Here is a 23,865-nt window from a genome sequence, read left to right as displayed (position 1 = left end):
GGCGGTTATCCTTTCGGGGCTGGATCAGGCAGCCGGTTGCAGGCCAAGCATGGCCAGTTGCTGCGGGCTGCCCTTGTGCTGGATCAGGCGCGGGTCGTCCAGCGGGAAGCTGCGGCCCAGCTCGGTTTCCAGGATCGTCTGCAGTTTATGGGTATCGACCTTGCCGTCGGCACCGATGGCTTCCTTGAGTTTTTCCGGCGCGACATGGGCGGTCTCGCCGGGCGCGTAATAGATCGCCCCGGTGGCGAAGTCCACGGCAAACGCGATCAGGCCGGGGATGATGTAGAACAGCAGGCCGACGGCGTCGAGCACGGCAATCGCCGGGTCGATCTTGCCGTCGATCTGGCCACGGCGGTCGGGGTAGAAAATCGAACCGCACGCCGTCACCTGGGTCAGCAGGGTCGCCACCAGTACACCGCCAATCAGGCGAAAGGGAATACGCATAGGAAAACTCCTGTCATCTGGAAAAACGAAGCATCGTCGGTATGAGTTAGGACCGCGACGAACACCGGGCAGTTCGCCGTTATACTCGCGACTCTGTTTGGGAGCCAGCATGATTTCTTTGCCGATTGATGAAGTTTTACCCGCCCTGCGTGAAGCCTTGGCGACACGCCATGAAGCCGTGCTCGAAGCACCGCCCGGCGCGGGTAAGACCACCCGCGTTCCCCTGGCCCTGCTCGACGAGGCCTGGCTGGCCGGGCAGACCATCCTGATGCTCGAGCCAAGGCGCCTGGCCGCGCGGGCGGCGGCGGAACGGCTGGCCAGTGAGCTGGGGGAAAAGGTCGGCGAAACCGTCGGTTATCGTATCCGGCTCGACAGCAAGGTCGGTCCCAACACGCGCATCGAAGTGGTCACCGAAGGCATCCTCACCCGGCGCTTGCAGGATGATCCGGCGCTGGACGGCGTGGGTTTGCTGATCTTTGACGAGTTCCATGAACGCAGTCTCGACGCCGATCTGGCCCTGGCCCTGAGCCTGAACGGGCGGGAGCTGTTTCGTGATGAGCAGCCGCTGAAGATTCTCCTGATGTCCGCCACGCTGGAAGGCGAGCGCCTGGCCGGGTTGCTCGACGACGCGCCGATCCTGCGCAGCGAAGGGCGCATGTACCCGGTGGCGATGCGCTGGGGGCGACCGTTCCAGCCCGGCGAATTCATCGAGCCGCGCGTGGTGCAAACCATCCTCGAAGCCCTCAACGACGAAACCGGCAGCCTGCTGGTGTTCCTGCCGGGGCAAGCGGAAATCCGCCGCGTGCATCAACAGGTGGCGGATGCGTTGGGCGAGGGCACATCCGTTCTCCTGTGTCCGTTGCACGGCGAGCTGGACCTGGCCGCGCAACGGGCCGCGATCGATCCCGCCCCGGCCGGCAAACGCAAGGTGGTGCTGGCGACCAACATCGCCGAGACCAGCCTGACCATCGACGGCGTGCGCGTGGTGATCGACGCCGGGTTGGCGCGGGTGCCGCGTTTCGATCCGGGCAGCGGCATGACGCGTCTGGACACGCAACGCATTTCCCGCGCCAGTGCCACGCAGCGTGCGGGCCGGGCCGGGCGGCTGGAGCCCGGTGTGTGTTATCGCTTGTGGTCGCAGGATCAGCACGAGCAACTGGCGGCGTATGCCAGCGCCGAAATCGTTGCCGCGGACCTGGCCGGCCTGGCGCTGCAACTCGGTCGCTGGGGCGTCGCGCCGGAACAATTGGTGTGGCTCGACGTGCCGCCAGCGGCCGCTTATGCCCAGGCCCAGGACCTGCTCGAGCGCCTCGGCGCACGGGACGGTGAAGCGCTGACCCGTCACGGGCTGGCGATGGCCGAACTGCCGGCGCACCCGCGTATCGCGCATTTATTGTTGCGCGGGCAGGCGCTCGGCCTGGCCGACATGGCCTGCGAGGTCGCGGCATTGTTGGGCGAGCGCGACATTCTGCGCGGTGCGGGGGCCGATCTGCACAGTCGGCTGGCGCTGTTGTCCGGTGAGGAACGGGCCACGCGTGGCGCCCAGGGCGGTGTGCAGCGCGCCCGGCAACTGGCGCGGCAATATCGCGGGTATCTGCGGGGCAGGGCGTGCGAACCGGTGAGCGATCCGGACCACACACGCTGGCTGGGGGCCTTGCTGGCGCTGGCCTACCCCGACCGCGTGGCTCAGCAACGACGCGCAGGGGGCGCGGAGTATCGCCTGGCCAACGGGCGTGCCGCGTTGTTCGCCGAAGCCGACAGCCTGATGAAGCAAACGTGGCTGGTGATCGCCGACCTTGGCAGTCGTCAGGGCCAGCGTGAGGAGCGGATCTACCTGGCGGCGGATTTCGATCCTGCGTTGTTCGATTCGGTCCTCGCCGAGCAGGTGCGGGTGGTCGATCAACTGGACTGGGACGAGCGCGAAGGCGTGTTGCGCGCCGAGCGTCAACGCAAGGTCGGGGAGCTGATTCTCAGCCGTGAGCCCTTGACCGGGCTGGATGAAACCGCGCGCAGCCAGGCGCTGGTCAATCTGGTGCGGCGCAAGGGCCTGGAGCTGTTGCCGTGGACGCCGGAGTTGCGCCAGTGGCAGGCACGGGTCGCGTTGCTGCGCCAACTGGACCTCGACGGCAAGGGCGAAAGCGAGTGGCCGGACGTCAGTGACGGGGCGTTGCTCAAGGGGCTTGAACATTGGTTGCTGCCGTACCTGGGCAAGGTGTCGCGGCTCAGTCACTTTGCCAACCTGGACCTGTCGAACATTGTTCGCAACTTGCTGCCCTGGCCGTTGCCGCAACGCCTGGATGAACTGGCGCCGCATCATTTGAGCGTGCCGTCGGGGTCGTCCATTCGCCTGGATTACAGTGAGCAACCGCCGATTCTGGCGGTGCGCCTGCAAGAGCTGTTCGGCCTCGCCGAAACCCCGCGCATTGCTGGCGGGCGACAGGCGGTGAAGTTGCACCTGCTGTCCCCGGCGCGGCGGCCGGTGCAGGTGACGCAGGATCTAGCGAACTTCTGGCGCAGTACCTATGCCGAGGTGAAGAAGGATTTGAAGGGGCGCTATCCCAAGCATTACTGGCCGGATGATCCCCTTGTGGCGGAGGCCACGGCACGGATCAAGCCCCGCAAATAGTCCCGTTGCCTGCCCCTGTGTGAGCGAGCCTCAAGGCACATTTTTAGCGGTCAACTGCTCGCGGCAGTAATCGGCAAACAACTGCGCCGGTTTGGTCAGCTGCCCGCGCTTGAGCCAGGCCGCCACCAGGCCGGAACCGGTGACGTCTTCGACGATGTCCACGCACACCACTTTCTGCCCGTCATAGGTGCATTCCGAATGCGGCCGGGTGACCAGGATCGAGAAGCCGAATCCCTGCCCGACCATGCCCCGCACCATCTCGATCGACGGTGAGCTGAAGGCAATCTGCGGTTGCAGGCCCAGCTCTTCGAACAGGCTGACGAAATAGGTCCGGCTCGGTTGCACGTCCAGCAGGATCATTGGCTCCAGGCACAGGTCGCGCAGCGAGACTTGCTTGAGCTGGGCGAAGCGGTGGTCCGCCGGCAGCAATGCATAGGGGCGTTGCGCCGGCATCAGGGGCTCGGTTTCGATGGTGGCGTCGAGGTCGTGTTCATACAGGATCGCCAGGTCGAAGCTGCCCGAGGTCAGGCCTTGCACCAGCTCCTGCTGTTCGCCGTCGCGGATGCGGATCTTCACCCCCGGATACAGCGCCGAGAAACCGGCAATCAATTGCGGCAGGTACAACGGCGCAACGGTTTCGAAACAGCCGATATCGATTTGCCCGGCCACCACGTCGTTGTCGGCCAGGGCGTTCTGTTCGAATTCCTTGGCCATGCGCAGCAGTTCCTGGGCCTTGCGGTAGAAACGCGCACCGCTGGGGGTCAGGGATACCCCCTGGGCGTGATGACGGATCAGCAACTGCACACCAAAGCTGTCTTCCAGCCCCTTGATCGCCGTGGATATGGCCGGCTGGGCGATGTACAGCTTGCGCGAGGCCTCGGCGACGCTGCCGCATTCGACGGTGGTAATGAAGTACTTCAATTGACGCAGGTTGTAGGCAGCCACGGCGAACCTCGGGTGGATGGGCACAACATCCAGGCAATTTTTGCGCCGACGGCAGCCGTTCTGATGCCGGTGTCGGGTGTGCCTGAACAATAACCACATCGCGCATCGCCCGGGAGATGGGCTGCCCAGTTTTTTCATGGTCTGCGAAGACATTTTTACTATTTTTGCTGGACTCGGGGCTGAGCGACTATCCACTGCACAAGAAAGCCCATGGAGCATTTCAGCGTGTTCGAGCTTGCATATTGGCAAAAAAAAGCCGCGACACTGGCGTTGCCCGACCAGGCCTGGATCGACGGTCGACAGCGTACCGCGCAGTCGGGTCAAACGTTCGCGGCGATCAATCCTGCGACCGGCCAGCTTCTGGCCAACGTGGCGGCGTGCGGCACCGAGGAGGTGGACATCGCGGTCGGCAATGCGCGGCAGGTCTTCGAGGCTGGGACCTGGGCCTCACGGTCGCCGGTCGAGCGCAAGCAGGTGCTGCTGCGTCTGGCCGATCTGATCCTGGCCCATCGCGAAGAGCTGGCGCTGCTGGATTCGCTGAACATGGGCAAGCCGGTCATGGACGCCTATGACATCGACGTGCCGGGTGCCGCCGGGGTGTTTCGCTGGTACGCCGAAAGCCTCGACAAGCTCTACGATCAGGTCGCTCCCAGCGCACAGAACGTGTTGGCCACCATTACCCGCGAAGCGCTGGGTGTGGTCGCCGCCGTGGTGCCGTGGAATTTCCCGCTGGACATGGCCGCGTGGAAACTCGCGCCGGCCCTGGCCGCCGGTAACTCGGTCATCCTCAAGCCCGCCGAGCAATCACCGTTTTCCGCCCTGCGCCTGGCCGAGCTGGCGCTGGAGGCGGGGCTGCCGGCCGGCGTGTTGAACGTACTGCCCGGTCTGGGCGAGCAGACCGGCAAAGCCCTGGGGTTGCACCCGGATGTGGACAGTCTGGTGTTCACCGGCTCCACCGAAGTCGGCAAGTATTTCATGCAATATTCCGCGCAATCGAACCTGAAACAGGTGTGGCTGGAATGCGGCGGCAAGAGCGCCAACCTGGTGTTCGCCGATTGCCAGGACCTGGACCTTGCCGCCGAGAAAGCCGCGTTCGGCATCTTCTTCAATCAGGGCGAAGTCTGCTCGGCGAACTCGCGGCTGCTGGTCCAGCGTTCCATTCATGACGCGTTCGTCGAACGCCTCAAGGCCCAGGCACAGCGTTGGTTGCCGGGTGACCCGCTGGACCCGGCGAGCCGTGCTGGCGCCATCGTCGACAGCCGTCAGACCGCACGCATCATGAACTTCATCGAGCAGGCCGAACGCCAGGGCGCGACCAGGGTGTGCGGCGGCCGCCAGGCGAGGTTCAATGGGTCCGACAACTTCATTCAACCGACGATCTTCACCGACGTGACCCCGGACATGCCGCTGTTTCGCGACGAAGTGTTCGGCCCGGTGCTGGCCGTGACGCCGTTCGATGACGAGGCACACGCCTTGCAACTGGCCAATGACAGCGTCTACGGACTGGCCGCGTCCCTGTGGACCGACGACCTCAACCGCGCCCACCGCGTGGCCCGGCAATTGCGCGCGGGCACGGTGTCGGTGAACAGCGTCGATGCGCTGGACGTGAGCGTGCCCTTCGGCGGCGGCAAGCAGTCCGGATTCGGCCGCGACCTGTCGTTGCACTCATTCGATAAATACACCCAGTTGAAGACCACCTGGTTTCAACTTCGCTGACAAGAAAACGGAGAACTGGCGATGACCACCCCACGTGACACCCGCGATTACCAGGCCGCCGACGCTGCGCACCACATCCATGCCTTCGTCGACCAGAAGGCCCTCAACGACGAAGGGCCGCGCGTGATGGTCCGTGGCGAACGCCTGCACCTGTGGGACAACGATGGCCGGCGTTACCTCGACGGCATGTCCGGGCTGTGGTGCACCAACCTGGGTTACGGTCGCCAGGACCTGGCGGCTGCCGCGGCCCGCCAGCTGGAGCAACTGCCGTACTACAACATGTTTTTCCACACCACCCACCCGCAGGTCATCGAGCTTTCCGAGCTGCTGTTCAGCCTGTTGCCCGGTCACTACAGCCACGCGATCTACACCAACTCGGGCTCCGAAGCCAACGAGGTGCTGATCCGCACCGTGCGGCGTTACTGGCAAGTGCTGGGCAAGCCCGAGAAGAAGGTCATGATCGGGCGCTGGAACGGTTACCACGGCTCGACCCTGGCAGCGACGGCGCTCGGCGGCATGAAATTCATGCACGAGATGGGCGGCATGCTGCCGGACATCGAACACATCGACGAACCGTATTTCTTCGCCCATGAAGGTCAGCTGACGCCCGCCGAGTTTGGTCGGCAGGCGGCGCAGCAGCTGGAGGCGAAGATCCTCGAACTGGGCGCGGACAAGGTCGCCGGGTTCATCGCCGAGCCGTTCCAGGGGGCGGGCGGGATGATCTTTCCGCCGGAAAGCTACTGGCCGGAAATCCAGCGCATCTGCCGTCAATACGACGTGTTGCTGTGCGCCGATGAAGTGATCGGCGGCTTTGGCCGAACAGGTGAGTGGTTCGCCCATGAGCACTTCGGTTTCGAGCCCGACACCCTGTCCATCGCCAAGGGCCTGACTTCCGGTTACATCCCCATGGGCGGGCTGATCCTGTCCCGGAAAATGGCCGAGGTGCTGGTGGAGCAGGGTGGCGTGTTCGCTCACGGCCTGACGTATTCCGGGCACCCGGTCGCAGCGGCGGTGGCCATCGCCAACCTCAAGGCCTTGCGCGATGAAGGCGTGGTGACGCGGGTCAGGGACGACATCGGGCCTTATCTGCAACAGTGCCTGCGCGAGGTGTTCGGCAATCACCCGCTGGTGGGGGATATCCAGGGCGTGGGCATGGTTGCGGCGTTGCAACTGGCCGAGGACAAGAGCAGTCGCAAGCGCTTTGCCAACGAGAACGACATCGCCTGGCGCTGCCGCACGATTGGTTTCGAGGAAGGGGTGATCATCCGTTCGACGCTGGGCCGGATGATCATGGCACCGGCGTTGATTGCCAGCCGCGAGGAGATTGACGAGTTGGTCGGCAAGACGTTGAAAGCGGTGGATCGCACGGCGCAGGAATACGGCCGGCTCTGAATTTGTAGTGTTTTTACCGGCCTCATCGCGAGCAGGTCGAGTTGTCGCACCGTCGCTCCCACAGGTTCAGTGCGATTCCCTGTGGGAGCGACGGTGCGACAACTCGACCTGCTCGCGATTGCATTTCCCCCTTCAGTAAAGAAACCAGCTTTTGCACCCACCCCGTGCACCCCCGCCAACCTCGCCCTTTTACCGCGCACGCTACCCAGTTTTTTCATCACTCCCGCCGACATATTTCCTCATTTTCCTGAGCCCGGCCTTGGTCCAACATCGACCTCGCCCGTCAGCCGAATGCCGTGTGCCGCAAAGTCCAGCAGAGACCCCAGGCCATGGCCCACCCCCAAGGCTGCCGGTCGTACTGCCCATGACAAAACTAAATCAACAGCTTTGGGAGTGCTTCATGATCAAGTCCTTGCTTACCTGCGTTGCGCATCCGCTGGCGGTCACCGCCATCGCCGCCACGGTCGCCTGCAGCGCCCAGGCGGGCACCCTGTCCATCGGCCACACCACCTGGGTCGGCTATGGCACCCTCTACCTGGCCCGGGACCTGGGCTACTTCAAGGAAAACGGCCTGACCGTCGAATTGCCCGTGGTCGAAGAGGCCGCGATGTACATGGCGGCCCAGGCGTCGGGGAAGTTGTCCGGCTCGGCGTCGACCATCGATGAAGTGCTCAAGTACCGCCCGCAATTCTGCTTCAAGGCCGTGGCCGCGCTGGACGACAGCCATGGCGGCGACGGCGTGCTGGTGGGCAAGGACGTCAAGAGTCTGCAAGAGCTCAAAGGCAAGGCCGTGGCGGTCAATGAAGGTTCGACCTCGCAGTTCTGGCTGTCGTATTTGCTGAAAAAGCACGGCATGAGCATGAGCGACATCACCGTGCAGAACATGACCGCAGACGATGCCGCAACCGCCTTCATCGCCGGTCGCGTACCGGCCGCCGTGACCTGGGAGCCGCACCTGTCGATGGTGCGCGCCAAGCAGCAGGGCAAGGTGCTGATCGACAGCAGCAGCACGCCGGGGGTGATCGTCGACGTGGTCGCGCTCAACTGCACAGTGATCGAGAAACAACCGGAGGACGTCAAGGCCCTGGTTGCCGGCCTGTACAAGGCGGTGCAGTTCACCAAGGACCATCCGCAGGAAGCCTACAAGATCATGGCCGAGGGTGTCGGCGGTTACCTCGCCGATCCGAAGGAGCTGGAGGCGGCCGCGCAAGGCGTGCGTTTCTACGACCAGGCCATGAGCGAGAAACTCCTTGGCTCGCCGGGCAAACCGGGCGACAGCGCCCCCTTGATCAAATTGGCCAATGAAACCGCCAGCGAACTGCAGGGCAAGCCCTACAACGTCAGCAATGACGATCTGGTCGACAACCGTTTCGTCAGCCCGCTGTAGGAGGTCCGCATGTTCAAGCGCAAATCGTGGCTGAGCCGCTGCATCACGCCCAAGACCCATCTGCCGGTGGCGGTGATCTGGAGCGCGGGCGGGCTGGCCTGGGTGTTGTTGGTCGGTCTGTGGGCCGGGTTGTCTTATGGCGGTGTGGTGCCGGGCATGTTCCTGCCGACCCCCGGCGCGGTGGTCGAGGCCGCCCTGCGTCTGGGACGCGATGGCACGCTCGGCCAGCATGTGTGGGCGAGCGTCGAAGTGGTGATGGTCGGCTTCATTGTCTCATCGCTGGTGGCGGTGCCGCTGGGGTTGCTGATGGGCAGCTTCCGCATCGTCCAGGCGTTCCTCGAGCCGATGGTGAATTTCATCCGCTACCTGCCGGTGACCTCGTTCGTGCCGCTGTTCATTCTGTGGATCGGTATCGGCCTGGAGCAGCGGGTGTCGGTGATCATCTTCGGGGTGTTTTTCCAGCAACTGGTCATGATCGCGGACGTGTCCAAGGGCATCTCCAAGGACCTGATCAACGCCTCTTACACTCTCGGTTCGAACCGCCGCGATGCGGTGTTGCATGTGATCGCACCGGCGTCGTTGCCGGGTGTGCTCGACACCTTGCGCGTGACCATGGGGTGGGCCTGGACGTACCTGGTGGTCGCCGAGCTGGTCGCTGCGTCCAGCGGCCTGGGTTACCTGAGCCTCAAAGCCATGCGCGGCTTCCAGGTGGATGTGATTTTCCTCGCCATCGCGATCATCGGCCTGTTGGGCCTGATCACCGATCAACTGTTCCGTTTCCTTCGCCTGAGGATTGCCGCATGGGCTCAGTAACCGCCGTCAACCCACGTTTAGTCGCGCCGACGGCCACCCCGACGCACAGCGCGCCGCGCCTGCAGGTGGACAAGGTCAGCCTGCGTTACCCGAAGCCCGGCGGCGGTGTGTTCACCGCGCTGGACCAGGTGTCGTTCGAGGTGCCGGATCAACAGTTCGCCGTGCTGGTCGGGCCGTCGGGCTGTGGCAAATCGAGTTTGTTGTACCTCACTGCCGGCCTGAACGAACCCACGGAAGGCCAGATCCATGTCGGTGGCCAGCAAGTGCAGGGCCCGGGGGCGGATCGCGGCATGGTGTTCCAGAGTTACACGCTGTTCCCGTGGCTGACCGTGCGACAGAACGTCGAGTTCGGCCTCAAGCGTCGCGGCATGGCGGCGGCCCGGCGCAAGGAAATCGTCGATTACTACGTCAATGAGGTGGGCCTCGCCGGCTTCGCCGACCACTACGCCAAGCAGCTGTCCGGCGGAATGATGCAGCGCGTGGCGATTGCCCGGGCACTGGCCAACGACCCGCAGATACTGCTGATGGACGAACCCTTCGGCGCGCTCGACAGCCAGACCCGATTGCAGATGCAGCAGCTGTTGCTACGGGTCTGGGGCAACAGCAAGAAGACCGTGCTGTTCGTGACCCACGACATCGACGAAGCGATTCTGCTGGGCGACCGCGTCTATGTGATGGGCGCGCGGCCGGGGCGGATCAAGCAGATCCTCGACGTGCCGATCGAACGCCCACGCACCCTGGACATGGTCATGGAGCGCTCGTTCATCGAGATGAAACGCAACATTTTCGGGTCGCTGCATGATGATCTGGAGGAGGTGCATTGAGCCTGCGCTTCCTGGCCGGCTCCCACTGTTCGTTCGGTGGGACTAAGGCGCCGCCGGCAGCAGAAAACGCCCGATCACCGGCAAATGATCGGAAATGCGCAAGGTATCGTCCTGCCGCACCATCGCCTCGACCCGTTTGATGCGCGGACTGTAGAACAGGTAGTCGACCGTGCGGTCCGGCCCGCTCAGTCCCGGGTCATTCGGGTAATGGGTCAGCCAGCGTGCCCGATCGATCCCGCCGGCTTCGTTGTTGGTGGGGATCATCGGGTACTTGTCCCATAACACATGCAGGGCGCTGTCGGCGGAGTAGGGCGTGCGTTGTTCGGTGGGCAGGCGTCGATACTGGCCCAGGGGCAACAGGTTGAAGTCGCCACCGATCAGCCACGGGGTGCCACGGCTTTCGAACCTGTCGAGTACTTTGGCCACGGCGGTGACCTGGGATTGCAGGGTGTCGTCCGGCTGCAAGGCGCGATCCAGGTGCGTGTTGAGCACGGCGATCTGGCCACCATCGCTCAGTGGCAGGTAGCTCACCAGCAAGGCGTTTCTGGGTTTGAACTGACGGCTGATGAAGTTGGCTGGCGCGACTGGCAATTGCAGGCGCTCGGCATGCTCGACCTGATAGCGGCTGAGCGTCGCCAGTTGCCGGCCGACGCTGCCGTAGATCGGTGGCAGCGGCACGAAATCGGCTTTCCAGTCGAAGGCATGGGTGCTGCACGGATACAGGTCGGCGACCCGCTCCTGGAGCAGTTTCAATTGATTCTGGTAGTCGCTGGCCTTGGCACCGTCGTCGAGTTCCTGCAGCAGCAGGATGTCCGGCTGTTCATCGCGCACCACCCGCGCCACTTCATCGAGACTGAAGGCCATGTCGGCGTCGGTCGGGCCTTCGTCGGGACCGGCCGCCAGGTCATTCCAGAACACGTAGCGCTTGCCGGCCAGGTATTGGACGTTCCAGGTCATGACTTTCAGCGCCTGGCCCGGCACCAGTGTCGGCGCCTTGGCGTCGCAAGTCACCGGCAGCACTTCCCGGGCTTCGGGGCGCCAGGTCAGGCTGTAAATCAGCAAGGCCGTCAGGCCGATCGCAATCAGCAGGCCCAGCAGGGTGTAGCGCAGTAGACGGGTCATGGCTCGGCTTATGGCGTTACAGAGAGAGGGCCCGAGCATAACCGAGCGAAAACGGCCTGCACATCCATTCCCTGTTCAGAGCGGCCGGTCGGCTTTTTCGGAGGCGTCGCTGATCAGCATGAACAAGCGGAACAGCACCACGCTGGTAAACAGCTGCAAAAAGCTGTGGGCGCTGTCGATCAGCAGGGAGATCACCGGGTTCTGCGGCTCCGGGTACACCTGCAGGGTCAAGCCCTTGAGCACCCACAACGGTCCCATCACACACAGGATGCACACCAGGATGCGCAGGAAATGGCCGCGGGTCTGGCGCAGGCTTTCCTTCATCGCAGCCAGTGGCGCCAGGCCACGCAGCACCAGCAGGTATTCGCCAAAGGCCAGGGCCACCATCAGCCAGATGCCCGGCAGGAAATACAGCGACAGGCCAAGCAGGATCAGCAAGGTGTTGAGCGCGGTCAGCAGGGCGAAACGCGGCCACAGATAGGCGGACCTCGACAGCAGCTCACGGGTGCTCGGCGACTCGCCGCGGCTGCGGGCGTCGAGGAACAGGATCAGCGCGGCGGTGTACAGCGGGTACACCAGCAGGCCGACGATGACACTGATACCGGGAAAGCTGTCCGGTTCGGTGGAGCGATCGACCACCTGTTGCAGCAAGGCTTCGAAAATCACCAGCGGCAGACACAGCCGCACGATCTGGCCCAGATTGCGTTTGAAGAAATACAAGGAGTCGCGCAGTACGTCGAACGGATTCATCAGTGGGTATCGCAGGTTGAAAGCAGTGGCCCACTTTAACCGATGCAGCGCGTCAGGGCGCAAACGTAAACGTTCGGTAAAGGTTATTGAATCAAGTTGTTTCAGCCTCCATTAAGGTCAGGCACCGTATCCTCACGGGAGAAGGGCAATGATTTCCGGCAATCTGAGAGGTCGCCATGAACAGCGAAGAACAAACCCTGATCGATGGACTGTTTTCCCGGCTGCAGCAGGCCGAAAGGGACGCAGCCCCGCGCGACGCCCAGGCCGAGGCGCGGATCAAGGAGCACCTGACTCGCCAACCTGCGGCGGGCTACTTCATGACCCAGGCCATTCTGGTGCAGGAGGCTGCGATCAAAAACCTCGACACGCAGAACCGGCAGCTCGCCGAGCAAGTCCGGCAATTGCAGGCCGAACTGCAATCGGCCAAGGCGCAGGCACCCGCCGCAGCCCCGAGCGGTGGTGGTTTCCTGTCGAGTATTTTCGGTGGTGCCTCCCGCGACACCCCTGCACCCAGCGCACCGCCGGTCAGCGGGGGCTGGCGTGAGCCGGGGCGTTCGTCGTTCGGCGCCCCTGCCCCCCAACAGAATTTCGCTGCACCGCCACCGCCGCCCAACTATGCGCCGCAACCGCCAGCGGGCAGCGGTTTTCTCGGCGGTGCGTTGAAAACCGCCGCCGGTGTCGCGGGTGGCGTAATGCTGGCCCAGGGCATCAGCAGTCTGTTCAGCCATCATCAGCAGCCAGACGTGGTCGAAGTGATTCGCGAAGAGCCGGCGCAGGTCAACGATCAGCACGCTGACAACGGCTGGGGCGATGACCAGCGCGTGGCCGACAACGCCCATGACCAGGGCGGTTACGCCGACACCGACTACAGCGATGACGGCTCGTCGTTCTTTGGTGGCGACGACGATTCCTATGTCTGATCGGTCGATCTGACCTGCCGTTCGTCCGGAGCGTTGCGGCGCTCCGGGCCGATTATTCGCGGAACATTCCTCGAGGCTGGCATACTGGGCCACTTTTCGCGCCAGGTGGCTGATTCAGCCTTGAGGAAAACCGGTGAAAAAAATTGCCGTGTTCGCCGATGTCCAAAACCTCTATTACACCGTGCGCCAGGCTTATGGTTGCCACTTCAACTACGCCGCGTTGTGGGCTGATGTCAGCAAACAGGGCGAAATCGTCGAAGCCTACGCCTACGCGATCGATCGCGGTGACAGCAAACAGCAGCAGTTCCAGCAGATCCTGCGCAACCTGGGCTTCACCGTGAAGCTCAAACCCTACATCCAGCGCAGCGACGGCTCGGCCAAGGGCGACTGGGACGTGGGCATCACCCTCGACATCATGGACGCGGCGGATCACGTCGACGAAGTGGTGCTGGCCTCCGGCGACGGTGATTTCGACATGTTGCTCGAGCGCATCATCAGCAAGCATGGGGTCCAGGCAGTGGCCTATGGCGTACCGGGCCTGACGGCCAATTCGCTGATCCGCGCCGCCAGCCGCTATGTGCCGATCGAAGGTGCCTTGCTGCTCAAGAATTGATTGATACGGAGTTGAAACAGGTTTGGAACGCATCGCAGTCATCGACTTTGAAACCACCGGGATCTCCCCGAGCAGCAGCTGCCGGGCCACGGAAATTGCCGTGGTGATCCTTGAACAGGGGCGCATCGTCGAGCGTTACCAGAGCCTGATGAACGCGGGCGTGCGGGTCCCTGCGTTCATCGAGCAACTGACCGGCATCAGCAACGCCATGCTGCGCAGCGCGCCGCCGGCCGAGCGGGTGATGAACGAGGTCAACGAGTTCGTCGGCACCACGCCACTGCTGGCGCACAACGCCGCGTTCGACCAGAAGTTCTGGGACTTCGAGCTGGGGCGGATCAAGCGCACGCGTTTGCAGAACTTCGCCTGTTCGCTGCTGCTGGCCCGCCGCCTGATGCCGGCGGCGCCGAACCACAAGCTCGGCACCCTCACCACCTTCGCCCAGTTGCCCCACACCGGCCAGGCCCACCGGGCGATGGCCGACGCCGAAATGGCGGCCAATCTGACCGCACACCTGGCGCAAGAGTTGCGGCAAACGCATGGCTTGCGCGAGTTGTCCCATGACCTGCTGGTGAGTTTGCAGAAAGTCCCGGCGGCGAAGATTCATGACCACCTCAAGCGCCATCGCGGGTTCTGAAAAACGGCCAACCCTGTGGGCGCGAGCGAGCTCGATCCCACCGGTGTCGGGGGGCTTCAAGCCTTGCCGTTGCCTTCGATGTGCCCCAACGGCACGCGCTTTTCGATGGCGCTGGACAGCACGATCGACGTCTTGCTGAAACCGAACTTGGCGATCCGGTTGATCAACGCCTCCAGTTCCGGCATCGAACCTACCGCCGCCTGCATGATCACGCACGGATCGCCGGTGACCCGGTGGCATTCGGTCAGTTGCGGAATTTTGATCAGGTCGTCGTAGGCCTTCTGGTTGCCGTGCTGGTTCAGGCGCAGTTCGATCACGCACTGGATCGGCAGGCCGAGCTTGGCCATGTCGACTTTCGCCTGGTAGCCGGTGATCACCCCGCAGGCTTCCAGTTTGGCCACGCGTTCGGCCACGGCGGGGGCGGACAGGTTGACCTTGCGCGCGAGGTCGGCGTAGGACGCCCGGCCGTTTTCCAGCAGGGCGCCGAGGAGCATGCGGTCGTATTTGTCCATGATTCGACTCCTGAAAATGGCCGACTTTCGAAAGCACGGTTTATAGCGTCGATCTCCGTGATTTGAAAAGTGTACCGGCGCTATAAACAGGTTTTGTAACTTATTTTCCGCGGTTGGCCTTTCTAGAATAGCCACTCACCTGTCCTGCCTGCGAGCTATCCCATGTCTGGCCTTCGTCGTTTTCCCTTGCCGTTGATCGCTGCCTTTTTCGCGCTGTACGTGATTTGGGGCTCGACGTACCTGGTCATCCGCATCGGTATCGAATACTGGCCACCGCTGTTGCTCGCCGGTATCCGCTTCGTGATCGCCGGGACGCTGATGTATGCCTTCCTGCGCTGGCGCGGGGTGCCGGCGCCCACCTGGGCGCAGTGGAAGGCGGCGGGGATCATCGGAATCCTGCTGCTCAGTTGCGGTAACGGCGCGGTGAGCGTGGCCGAGCATACTGGCGTCGCCTCGGGTGTTGCCGCGCTGGCGGTGGCCACGGTGCCGCTGTTTACCCTGCTCTGCGGTTATTTCTGGGGCGCGCGCAATACACGCTTGGAGTGGGCCGGGATTGTCCTCGGGTTGATAGGCATTGCCATGTTGAATCTGGGCTCCAATCTGCAGTCCAGCCCGTTGGGTGCGGCGTTGCTGGTGTTTGCGGCGGCGACCTGGGCCTTTGGCTCGGTCTGGAGCAAGCACCTGCCGTTGCCCCAGGGCGCGATGGCCAGTGCCGTGGAAATGCTGGTGGGAGGCGTGGCCTTGTTGATCGGCAGCGCGGTGAGCGGCGAGCACCTGCCGCCCATGCCGCCCCTGGAAGGCTGGGTCGCGTTGGCGTACCTGATCCTCTTCGGTTCGATCATCGCTTTCAATGCCTACATGTACCTGTTGAAAAACGTGCGTCCGGCGGCGGCCACCAGCTATGCCTACGTCAACCCGGCGGTGGCGGTGTTGCTGGGAATCGTGTTTGCCGGCGAGAGCATCGGGATCGAGGAAGCGCTGGCGATGCTGGTGATCATCAGTGCCGTGGTGTTGATCGGTTTGCCGCAGTGGCGGCGGGCGCCGCAACGACCGGCTGCGGTGGCGCAGGCAGAATCGAGTGTGAATTAGGGTAAACTGCGCGGCATTGCTCCTTGTTTGAACAACCCGCGCTGAATTTTCCTACGGTAATCCCATGACTTTCGCCACCCTTGGCCTGATCGACCCCTTGCTGCGCTCTCTCGAGAAGCTCGGCTACCAGACCCCGACGCCGGTTCAGGCGCAAGCCATTCCGGCGGTGCTGGCCGGTCGCGACCTGATGGCCGCCGCCCAGACCGGCACCGGCAAGACCGCCGGCTTCGCGCTGCCGCTCCTGCAATTGCTGGCCATGGAAGGGCCGAAAGTCACCGCCAACTCGGTACGCGCGCTGATCCTGGTGCCGACCCGCGAGCTCGCCGAGCAGGTCCACGAGGCCGTGCGCCAGTACGCCGAGAACCTGCCGCTGCGCACCTATGCGGTGTACGGCGGTGTCAGCATCAACCCGCAAATGATGAAGCTGCGCGGCGGCGTGGACCTGTTGGTCGCAACGCCGGGTCGCCTGCTCGATCTGTTCCGCCAGAACGCCCTCAAGTTCAACCAGTTGCAGACCCTGGTGCTGGACGAGGCCGATCGCATGCTCGACCTGGGTTTTTCCGAAGAACTGGCGAACATCTACAAGGCGCTGCCGAAGAAACGTCAGACCCTGTTGTTCTCCGCGACCTTCTCCGACGCCATCCGCCTGCTGGCCGGGCAGATGCTCAATGACCCGCTGAGCATTGAAGTCAGTCCCCGCAACGTGGCGGCCAACACCGTCAAGCAGTGGGTGGTGACGGTGGACAAAAAGCGCAAGCCCGAGCTGTTCGTGCACTTGATGCGCAAGGGCAAGTGGAAGCAGGTACTGGTGTTCGCCAAGACCCGTAACGGGGTGGACGCGCTGGTGGAAAAACTCCAGGGGCTGGGCGTCAATGCCGACGGCATCCATGGCGACAAGCCGCAGGCGACTCGCCAGCGCGCACTGGACCGCTTCAAGGCCAGCGAAGTGCAGATCCTCGTGGCCACCGACGTGGCGGCCCGTGGCCTGGATATCGAAGACCTGCCATTGGTGGTCAATTTCGACTTGCCGATCGTGGCCGAAGATTACATCCATCGCATCGGACGGACCGGGCGCGCGGGCGCTACCGGCCAGGCTATTTCCCTGGTGTGCGCTGACGAGGTGAACCTGCTGTCGGCCATCGAGACGTTGACCCGTCAGACCTTGCCCCGGCAGATGGAGCAGGACTTCGAGCCTGAGCACCGCGTACCGGAGACGGATGCCAGCGGCCAGGTGATCAAGAAGCCGAAAAAACCGAAGAAGCCGAAGGCGTCCGGTGTTGGCGGCAAGCGCAATCTCGGCAAGTGGGTGGACAGCGGCGACACCACGCCAGTGGAACCTTCGATCAAGCCTGTGCGAAAAGTACCGGTGTTCAATACCGGGCCACGCAAGCGCAAGCCTTGATCGACTGCGGCTCCCACAGTCAACCGTGTTTCCATGCTGGAACGCGGTCACCTGTGGGAGCGGGACCGGCTTGCCGGCGATGGGCGCGCGACTGCTCTCAATCCCTGTGCCGCAGCCACTGTGCCATCCCCAACCCCGCCGCCCGCCCACTGGCGAAACACGCGGTCAGCAGGTAGCCACCGGTCGGTGCTTCCCAGTCGAGCATTTCCCCGGCGCAGAACACCCCCGGCAATTGCTTGAGCATCAAGCGTTCGTCCATCGACTCGAACCGCACACCGCCTGCGCTGCTGATGGCTTCGTCCAGTGGCCGGGTTTTCACCAGGGTCAGGGGCAATGCCTTGATCGCCTTGGCCAGCAAGGCTGGATCGGTGAAGTCTGCGGCGGCGGTCAGTTCGCGCAGCAATGCCGCCTTCACACCGTCGATCCCCAATTGACTGTGCAGGTGCTTGGACATCGAGCGCGAGCCACGGGGTTTGCTCAGCGCCGCCTGAATCTTATCCACAGGGCGGCCGGGCAGCAGGTCGAGGTGCAGGGTCGCTGAGCCGTTCTGGTTGATCGCTTCGCGGATCGGTGCCGACAGCGCGTAGATCAGGCTGCCTTCAACCCCGGTGGCCGTGATGACACATTCGCCGAGGCGTGGAATGTCGTCATTGAGTCCGATGGCAATGTTTTTCAGCGGCGCACCGGCGAATTTGCTGACCATCAACTCGCTCCAAGCCTGCACCTCGAAACCGCAATTACTGGGTTGCAGCGGCATCAGTTCCACGCCGCGCTGTTCCAGTGGCAGCCTCCACGCGCCATCCGAGCCGAGTCGTGACCAGCTGCCGCCGCCCAGGGCCAGCAGGGTCGCGTCGGGTTGCAGGGTTTTTTCACCTTCAGGGCTGGCCATGCGTAATGCGCCGCTGTCATTCCAGCCGAGCCAGCGATGGCGGGTGTGGATAACCACGCCGTTGTCGCGCAGGCGCTTGAGCCAGGCCCGCAGCAGCGGTGCGGCTTTCATGTCGGTGGGGAACACCCTGCCGGAGCTGCCGACGAAGGTTTCGATGCCCAGGTCATGAATCCATTGGCACAGCACCTCGGCACCAAAGGCGCGTAGCAGTGGAGCCATCTGCGGCGCACGTTCGGCGTAGCGTGAAAGGAACGCCGGATAGGCTTCGGAGTGGGTGATGTTCATGCCGCCCACCCCGGCCAGCAGGAATTTTCGTCCCACCGATGGCATGCCGTCGTACAGATCGACCTTGATGCCGGCCAGGCTCAACACCTCCGCGGCCATCAGGCCGGCAGGGCCACCGCCGATGATGGCGACGCGGGCAGGGGAGGGGGTCGAGAGTTGAGTCATGGCAAGCGCTGCGGTCTGGCTGAACAAGCCGGGCATTCTATCAGTACACAGGGATTCTCGATGAATTCAGGGCTGATCAAAAAACAACCACCGCTCCGCAGCCTTTACCGGCTATGGCCTGCAGGACCTTTCACTCAGGTTATCCACAGGCGGTTCCACAGTCGTTGTGGGTAAAGCATCCACAACTCAGTGACAACCTGATGACGTCCAGACCCGTTGCGCGCTGTGATGGAGGATGCCGTGGCGTCGAGCCAAGGCTTGCCGGTCCTTGCTGTAGCCACCGCCAATCACCCCGACCACCGGGATATCCCGCCCCAGGCAATGACGCATCACGCTCTCATCCCTTGCGGCCACGCCTTCGTCTGTCAGCTTGAGGTAACCGAGCGCGTCGTCTTTGTGTACATCGACGCCGGCGTCGTACAGCACCAGATCCGGTTGATACAACGGCAGCAGGTAATTGAGTGTGTCATCGACGATTTTCAGGTATTCGCCATCGCCCATGCCCATGGGCAACGGGATGTCCCAGTCGCTTTGAGCTTTGCGTGCAGGAAAGTTCTTTTCGCAGTGCAGGGAAACGGTAATCGCCTCCGGGGTGTTGTGCAGGATGCGCGCCGTGCCGTCGCCCTGATGCACATCGCAATCGAAGATCAACACTCGGTTCACCCGACCGCTTTGCAGCAGGTAATGGCTGATCACCGCCAGGTCATTGAAGATGCAGAAGCCCGCAGGATAATCGTAATGGGCGTGGTGCGTGCCGCCGGCCAGGTGACAGGCCAGCCCGTGCTCCAGCGCCTGTTCCGCCGCCAGCACCGAACCGCCGACCGCGCGCACCGTACGTCGGGCCAGGGCTTCGCTCCAGGGCAGGCCGAGGCGCCGCTGGTCTTCGCGGGACAACTCGCCGCTCATGTAGCGTTCGATATAGGCAGCGTCATGCGCAAGGGCGAGAATCTCCGGCGGGCAGAGTGGCGGGCGCAGCAGGTCGGCGTCGCGGGTCAGTCCGCTGTCCACCAGGTGATCGCGCAACAGGCGGAATTTGTCCATGGGGAAGCGGTGGTCCGCGGGAAACTCGGGGCTGTAGTCATCGTGGTAAATCAGCGGCAATGGCATGACGTATTCATTCAGAACGGCGGGCAGGAATGCAGGAAGGATCCTACCAGCGTTGTAGACTGGCGACATGGGAAGGGGGAGCACACGATGGAGCCAATTCTGGAACTGGAGAGCGCGCGCCTGCTGCTGCGGCAGTGGCGTGACGATGATTTGCCGGCGTTTGCGGCGATGTGCGCCGACCCGCAGGTGATGCGTTATTTCCCGGCGCCCCTGAGTCGGCTGGAAAGCGCTTCGCTGATCGGGCGCGTTCGCGGGCACTTCGCCGAGCACGGTTTCGGACTCTGGGCGCTGGAACGCAAGGACACCGGGGCCTTCATCGGGTTTACCGGGTTGGGCGTGGTCGGTTTCGATGCGCCGTTCACCCCGGCCATTGAAATCGGCTGGCGCCTGGCCCGTGAACACTGGGGCCTGGGTTATGCCAGTGAGGCGGCGTGGACCGCTCTGCGTTGCGGCTTTGACCGTTTGGCGCTGGAAGAGGTGGTGGCCTTCACCAGCGCCATCAATACACCGTCGGAGAAAGTCATGCAGGCGATCGGCATGCAGCATGATCCGGCGGATGACTTCGAACACCCCAGGCTTGCGCCCGGTCATCCCCTGCGTCATCACGTGCTGTACCGCATCAGCCGGGAGCAATGGCTGCAAACCTTGCATGGCTAAGCCGTCCCGGACGTTTACAATGGCACCCATGATGGCCTCGGCCAGAACCTGAATGGGCCGCCGCAGCCAGGACTGCGCGGCATTGCGTTGTGTGAGGAGAGTCCGAATGAGCCACGTGTTGGAAGATCTGGTCGATTTGCTGACCCTGGAACCGATCGAGGAAAACCTGTTTCGTGGCCGCAGCCAGGACCTGGGTTTCCGCCAGCTGTTCGGCGGCCAGGTGCTCGGCCAGTCCCTGTCGGCGGCCAGTCAGACCGTCGAGGAAGCGCGGCACGTGCATTCGATGCACGGCTATTTCCTGCGCCCTGGGGATGCCGGGCTGCCGGTGGTGTATCAGGTAGACCGGGTGCGCGACGGCGGCAGTTTCAGCACGCGTCGGGTGACGGCGATCCAGAAGGGCCAGCCGATTTTTACCTGCAGCGCCTCGTTCCAGTACGACGAAGAAGGGTTCCAGCACCAGCGCGAAATGCCGGTGGTGGTCGGTCCGGAAAACCTGCCTTCGGAGCTGGAGCTGACCCAGCAACGAGCCCACCTGATCCCCGAGCACATGCGGGAAAAATTCTTGTGCCCCAAGCCGATAGAGTTTCGACCGGTCACCGGGGAAGATCCCTACAACCCCAAGCCCGCCGATCCGATCAAGTACGTGTGGTTCCGCGCCGACGGCGCCCTGGCCGATTCCCCGGCGCTGCACAAATACCTGCTGGCCTACGCATCGGATTTCGGTCTGCTGACCACCTCGCTGCTGCCCCATGGCAAATCGGTGTGGCACAAGGACATGCAGGTTGCCAGCCTCGATCACGCGCTGTGGTTCCATGCAGACCTGCGTGCCGATGACTGGTTGCTGTACGCGATGGACAGTCCGTGGGCGGGCAATTCCCGTGGTTTTTCCCGTGGCAGCGTCTTCAACCGTGCCGGGCAACTCGTTGCATCGGTGACTCAGGAAGGCTTGATCCGCCACCGCAAGGATTGGGCATGAGCCTGACCGACGTACGCCATTGGGTGTTCGACATGGACGGCACCCTGACGGTGGCCGTGCACGACTTCGCGGCCATTCGTGTGGCGCTGGCGATTCCGGCCGAAGACGACATTCTGACGCACCTGGCGGCGTTGCCGGCCGACGAAGCCGCGGCCAAGCACGCCTGGTTGCTGGAGCATGAGCGGGACCTGGCATTGGGGTCGAAGCCGGCGCCGGGTGCCGTGGAACTGGTGCGCGAGCTGGCAGGGCGCGGTTATCGGCTGGGGATTCTCACGCGCAATGCGCGGGAGCTGGCGCATGTGACATTGCAAGCGATCGGCCTGGCCGACTGTTTTGCCGTGGAGGATGTGCTGGGCCGCGACGAAGCGCCGCCCAAGCCGCACCCGGGCGGCCTGCTCAAGCTGGCCGAGGCCTGGAAGGTGCCGGCAAGCGAGCTGGTGATGGTCGGCGACTACCGTTTCGACCTGGATTGCGGCCGGGCGGCCGGGGCACGCACGGTGCTGGTGAACCTGCCGGACAACCCGTGGCCGGAATTGACCGATTGGCATGCGGCGGATTGCGGGGTGTTGCGGGAAATGCTGTCGGCTTGAGGGTCGCATCGCGAGCAGGCTCGCTCCCACAAGATTCACTGTGGGAGCGAGCCTGCTCGCGATTCCGTCACTGACCGAACACGGCCTTCTGCCCCTGCGGCGACATCAGCATTTCACCGCCGTCATGCCCGACCCCGGGCACTTCAATCAATTGCTGGTTCAACCCCTGGGGATGACGGCGCTTGAGGTACTCGAAGTAATTGCGCCCGCGAGCCAGCCGGTTTGCGCCCTGGGCCCTGGCTTCGCAACCCTTGTCCAACGCCGGATGGTTCGGGTCGATGTCCTGCTGCCCCAACAGGTAAACGATGTCGCGCTGGACGTACTTTTCCTCCAGCTGCGGTGCCGTCTGACCTTCGGCATAGGCCGGCAGGTCCGCCAGGCCATACTTCCAGCGATTGAAGTCCACGCAGCCGGCATGGCTGAACGCCACGGGCCGTCGCTCATCGAAATAGGCATAGGAAGACGGATTGGCGATGACATAGCGCACGTGCACGCCCGCCGCCTGCAGTTCTGGCTGATCGTGACTCAACAATGCGTACCGCTGAACCACCTGCGCGCCGCCGGAATGTCCGGCGATCACCACGTCCTTCACATCCGGAAACTGACGGCGATCACCGAGACGGGCGATGATCTGGTCGAGGGCGGCATAGGCACTCAGGGTAAATGGAGCGGTGGATAAACCGCCGGCCATCCACTCATTGCCTTGCCAGCGCAGGACGGTATCGGCCACGGGATGACGGGCCACGTCGGTCTCATTGAGGAATTGCGGGGCGATCACCAAGGTGTTGGCATCTTGCCCGGCTTGCTGCGCCGCCCGCTCGGCGTTGCGGCGATAGGTTTCGGCATTGCGCAATCGCCCGTGGAGGATGATCAGCACCCGTTCGATTTTCGCCGGCGCCGGGCCGATGCCCACCGCCATCTCGCCTTCTTTCAACAGCAGCCGGCCGGGGCTGATCTCCTTGACCCCCTGCTCGGCAGCCTGGGTACTTGCACTGGTCAACAACAGAAGCAACAGCCACTTTTTCATTTACAGGGTTTTCGCCGCAAAGGTATCGCACTGGCCCACCTGGCCCTGCGCGAATCCGGTTTTGAACCAGCGCACCCTTTGCGCTGATGTGCCATGGGTAAACGAGTCCGGCACCACGCGGCCCTGACCCTGCTGTTGCAGGCGGTCGTCGCCGATGGCATTGGCGGCATTCAAGGCTTCCTCGATGTCGCCGGGCTCCAGCCAGTTCAGGCGTTTCTGCGCATGGTTGGCCCAGACGCCGGCCAGGCAATCGGCTTGCAGCTCCTGGCGCACCAGCAGGCCACCGTCGCCTTCCATTTGCCGGCCCTGCTGGCGGGCGGTCTGAATTTTCGCCGAGACACCGAGCAGGGTCTGAACGTGATGGCCGACTTCGTGAGCGATCACGTAGGCCTGGGCGAAGTCGCCGGCGGCGGAAAAGCGTTGCGACATTTCCTGGAAGAACGCCATGTCCAGGTACACCTTCTGGTCAGCCGGGCAATAGAACGGGCCGGTCGCCGAGGTGGCCAGGCCACACGCCGAGTTCACGCGGTTGCTGAACAGCACCAGGGTCGGGTCCTTGTACTGCCGGCCGGCCTGCTGAAAGATCTGGCCCCAGGTGTCTTCCGTGTCACCGAGGATCGAGCGCACGAACTCTGCACCTTCATCGTTGGCCGGTGGCGCCTGGCGGGTTTGCGTCGAAGCCGGCGCCGATGGCTCGCTCATCTGCCCGGTCAGTTGGCCGAGGATCTGCAGCGGGTCCTGGCCGGTGATCCAGCCGATCCCGACGATCAGAATGATCGCCGTCAGGCTCAGCCCCTTGCCGCCACCGAAGCGCATGCCGCCACCGCCGCCGACACTGTCGCCACGGGCATCGACGACGTTGTCGCTGCGCCGGCCTTTTCTCCATAGCATGTGGGAATCCTCTGGTTGTCCGTGGGGATGAGTGTTGCTGGTGAGTGGGAGCGGCGCCAGTCCGGTCGTCCGGCTTTTCGTGTCACGAC

At 63.5% G+C, this 23,865-nt stretch carries 23 protein-coding genes; 14 read left to right on the top strand and 9 right to left on the bottom strand.

Annotation, left to right across the window (positions count from 1 at the left end; translation table 11 throughout):
• Window positions 1-24: 24 nt before the first annotated feature.
• On the bottom strand, window positions 25-444 hold the full coding sequence (locus IB249_RS27345) for a polyribonucleotide nucleotidyltransferase (RefSeq protein ID WP_192309151.1): 420 nt from the start codon (window positions 442-444) through the stop codon (window positions 25-27).
• 109 nt (window positions 445-553) lie between these two features.
• Between IB249_RS27345 and hrpB the strand changes: the two genes are divergently transcribed.
• A complete protein-coding gene (hrpB, locus tag IB249_RS27340; RefSeq protein ID WP_192309149.1) occupies window positions 554-3,070 on the top strand; it encodes an ATP-dependent helicase HrpB in 2,517 nt (838 codons plus the stop codon).
• A gap of 30 nt (window positions 3,071-3,100) precedes the next feature.
• On the opposite strand, the gene IB249_RS27335 is transcribed toward hrpB, so the two are convergent.
• On the bottom strand, window positions 3,101-4,015 hold the full coding sequence (locus IB249_RS27335; protein WP_192309147.1) for a LysR substrate-binding domain-containing protein: 915 nt from the start codon (window positions 4,013-4,015) through the stop codon (window positions 3,101-3,103).
• Window positions 4,016-4,240: 225 nt separating this feature from the next.
• Between IB249_RS27335 and IB249_RS27330 the strand changes: the two genes are divergently transcribed.
• From IB249_RS27330 to IB249_RS27310, 5 genes are all read left to right on the top strand, one after another.
• Entirely contained in the window at window positions 4,241-5,731 is a 1,491-nt protein-coding gene (locus tag IB249_RS27330) for an aldehyde dehydrogenase (RefSeq protein ID WP_192309145.1), read from the top strand.
• A gap of 21 nt (window positions 5,732-5,752) precedes the next feature.
• On the top strand, window positions 5,753-7,123 hold the full coding sequence (locus IB249_RS27325; protein WP_192309144.1) for an aspartate aminotransferase family protein: 1,371 nt from the start codon (window positions 5,753-5,755) through the stop codon (window positions 7,121-7,123).
• Window positions 7,124-7,523: 400 nt separating this feature from the next.
• The gene (locus IB249_RS27320) at window positions 7,524-8,510 is read left to right on the top strand and encodes an ABC transporter substrate-binding protein (protein WP_192309142.1); all 987 of its coding nucleotides are present in this window, start codon (window positions 7,524-7,526) and stop codon (window positions 8,508-8,510) included.
• Window positions 8,511-8,519: 9 nt separating this feature from the next.
• On the top strand, window positions 8,520-9,323 hold the full coding sequence (locus IB249_RS27315; protein ID WP_192309140.1) for an ABC transporter permease: 804 nt from the start codon (window positions 8,520-8,522) through the stop codon (window positions 9,321-9,323).
• Window positions 9,311-10,147, top strand: coding sequence for an ABC transporter ATP-binding protein (locus IB249_RS27310; RefSeq protein ID WP_192309137.1), 837 nt, complete (start codon window positions 9,311-9,313; stop codon window positions 10,145-10,147). Before IB249_RS27315 ends, IB249_RS27310 begins: the two co-directional genes overlap by 13 nt.
• Before the next feature lie 42 nt (window positions 10,148-10,189).
• Here IB249_RS27310 and IB249_RS27305 read toward each other — a convergent pair whose 3' ends face one another.
• A complete protein-coding gene (locus tag IB249_RS27305; RefSeq protein ID WP_192309135.1) occupies window positions 10,190-11,269 on the bottom strand; it encodes an endonuclease/exonuclease/phosphatase family protein in 1,080 nt (359 codons plus the stop codon).
• 75 nt (window positions 11,270-11,344) lie between these two features.
• A complete protein-coding gene (locus IB249_RS27300) occupies window positions 11,345-12,019 on the bottom strand; it encodes a YciC family protein (RefSeq protein ID WP_192309134.1) in 675 nt (224 codons plus the stop codon).
• Window positions 12,020-12,195: 176 nt separating this feature from the next.
• On the opposite strand from IB249_RS27300, the gene IB249_RS27295 reads away from it, so the two are divergent.
• The 3 genes from IB249_RS27295 (at window position 12,196) to IB249_RS27285 (ending at window position 14,186) form a co-directional block, all read left to right on the top strand.
• The gene (locus IB249_RS27295; RefSeq protein ID WP_192309132.1) at window positions 12,196-12,939 is read left to right on the top strand and encodes a DUF2076 domain-containing protein; all 744 of its coding nucleotides are present in this window, start codon (window positions 12,196-12,198) and stop codon (window positions 12,937-12,939) included.
• Between the two features lie 133 nt (window positions 12,940-13,072).
• Entirely contained in the window at window positions 13,073-13,552 is a 480-nt protein-coding gene (locus tag IB249_RS27290; RefSeq protein WP_034148167.1) for an NYN domain-containing protein, read from the top strand.
• A gap of 22 nt (window positions 13,553-13,574) precedes the next feature.
• Complete coding sequence (locus tag IB249_RS27285) at window positions 13,575-14,186, top strand: PolC-type DNA polymerase III (protein ID WP_192309131.1); 612 nt, start codon at window positions 13,575-13,577, stop codon at window positions 14,184-14,186.
• Window positions 14,187-14,242: 56 nt separating this feature from the next.
• On the opposite strand, the gene IB249_RS27280 is transcribed toward IB249_RS27285, so the two are convergent.
• The gene (locus IB249_RS27280; RefSeq protein ID WP_192309130.1) at window positions 14,243-14,698 is read right to left on the bottom strand and encodes an Lrp/AsnC family transcriptional regulator; all 456 of its coding nucleotides are present in this window, start codon (window positions 14,696-14,698) and stop codon (window positions 14,243-14,245) included.
• A 162-nt stretch (window positions 14,699-14,860) separates the two neighbouring features.
• Between IB249_RS27280 and yedA the strand changes: the two genes are divergently transcribed.
• Together yedA and IB249_RS27270 are read left to right on the top strand one after the other, a co-directional pair.
• Window positions 14,861-15,787 (top strand): drug/metabolite exporter YedA, encoded by a 927-nt coding sequence (gene yedA, locus IB249_RS27275; protein WP_192309129.1) that lies wholly within the window; start codon window positions 14,861-14,863, stop codon window positions 15,785-15,787.
• 64 nt (window positions 15,788-15,851) lie between these two features.
• Window positions 15,852-17,189, top strand: a complete 1,338-nt coding sequence (locus tag IB249_RS27270; RefSeq protein ID WP_192309128.1) for a DEAD/DEAH box helicase — start codon at window positions 15,852-15,854, stop codon at window positions 17,187-17,189.
• Window positions 17,190-17,286: 97 nt separating this feature from the next.
• Here IB249_RS27270 and IB249_RS27265 read toward each other — a convergent pair whose 3' ends face one another.
• Both IB249_RS27265 and IB249_RS27260 read right to left on the bottom strand, forming a co-directional pair.
• Entirely contained in the window at window positions 17,287-18,528 is a 1,242-nt protein-coding gene (locus tag IB249_RS27265; protein WP_192309127.1) for a TIGR03862 family flavoprotein, read from the bottom strand.
• 186 nt (window positions 18,529-18,714) lie between these two features.
• Window positions 18,715-19,635: a histone deacetylase gene (locus tag IB249_RS27260; RefSeq protein WP_192309126.1), complete on the bottom strand. Its 921-nt coding sequence runs from the start codon at window positions 19,633-19,635 to the stop codon at window positions 18,715-18,717.
• Window positions 19,636-19,722: 87 nt separating this feature from the next.
• Between IB249_RS27260 and IB249_RS27255 the strand changes: the two genes are divergently transcribed.
• The 3 genes from IB249_RS27255 to IB249_RS27245 all read left to right on the top strand — a co-directional run bounded on the left by IB249_RS27255 (window position 19,723) and on the right by IB249_RS27245 (window position 21,858).
• Window positions 19,723-20,292, top strand: coding sequence for a GNAT family N-acetyltransferase (locus IB249_RS27255; protein WP_192309124.1), 570 nt, complete (start codon window positions 19,723-19,725; stop codon window positions 20,290-20,292).
• 106 nt (window positions 20,293-20,398) lie between these two features.
• Window positions 20,399-21,268: an acyl-CoA thioesterase II gene (tesB, locus tag IB249_RS27250; protein ID WP_192309122.1), complete on the top strand. Its 870-nt coding sequence runs from the start codon at window positions 20,399-20,401 to the stop codon at window positions 21,266-21,268.
• Window positions 21,265-21,858 carry an HAD family hydrolase gene (locus IB249_RS27245; protein ID WP_192309120.1) on the top strand — a complete coding sequence of 198 codons (594 nt, stop codon included), beginning with the start codon at window positions 21,265-21,267 and terminating at the stop codon, window positions 21,856-21,858. The genes tesB and IB249_RS27245 overlap by 4 nt, the downstream gene beginning before the upstream one ends.
• A 67-nt stretch (window positions 21,859-21,925) precedes the next feature.
• Here IB249_RS27245 and IB249_RS27240 read toward each other — a convergent pair whose 3' ends face one another.
• Together IB249_RS27240 and IB249_RS27235 are read right to left on the bottom strand one after the other, a co-directional pair.
• Window positions 21,926-22,885 (bottom strand): alpha/beta hydrolase, encoded by a 960-nt coding sequence (locus tag IB249_RS27240; RefSeq protein WP_192309118.1) that lies wholly within the window; start codon window positions 22,883-22,885, stop codon window positions 21,926-21,928.
• Window positions 22,886-23,776 carry a neutral zinc metallopeptidase gene (locus IB249_RS27235; RefSeq protein WP_192309116.1) on the bottom strand — a complete coding sequence of 297 codons (891 nt, stop codon included), beginning with the start codon at window positions 23,774-23,776 and terminating at the stop codon, window positions 22,886-22,888.
• Window positions 23,777-23,865 lie beyond the last annotated feature (89 nt).

The sequence above is a fragment of the Pseudomonas sp. PDM04 genome, from assembly GCF_014851765.1.
GTDB lineage: Bacteria > Pseudomonadota > Gammaproteobacteria > Pseudomonadales > Pseudomonadaceae > Aquipseudomonas.
The sequence above is the reverse complement of the archived record's forward strand: the minus strand, read 5'-3'. Positions and strand labels throughout refer to the sequence as shown.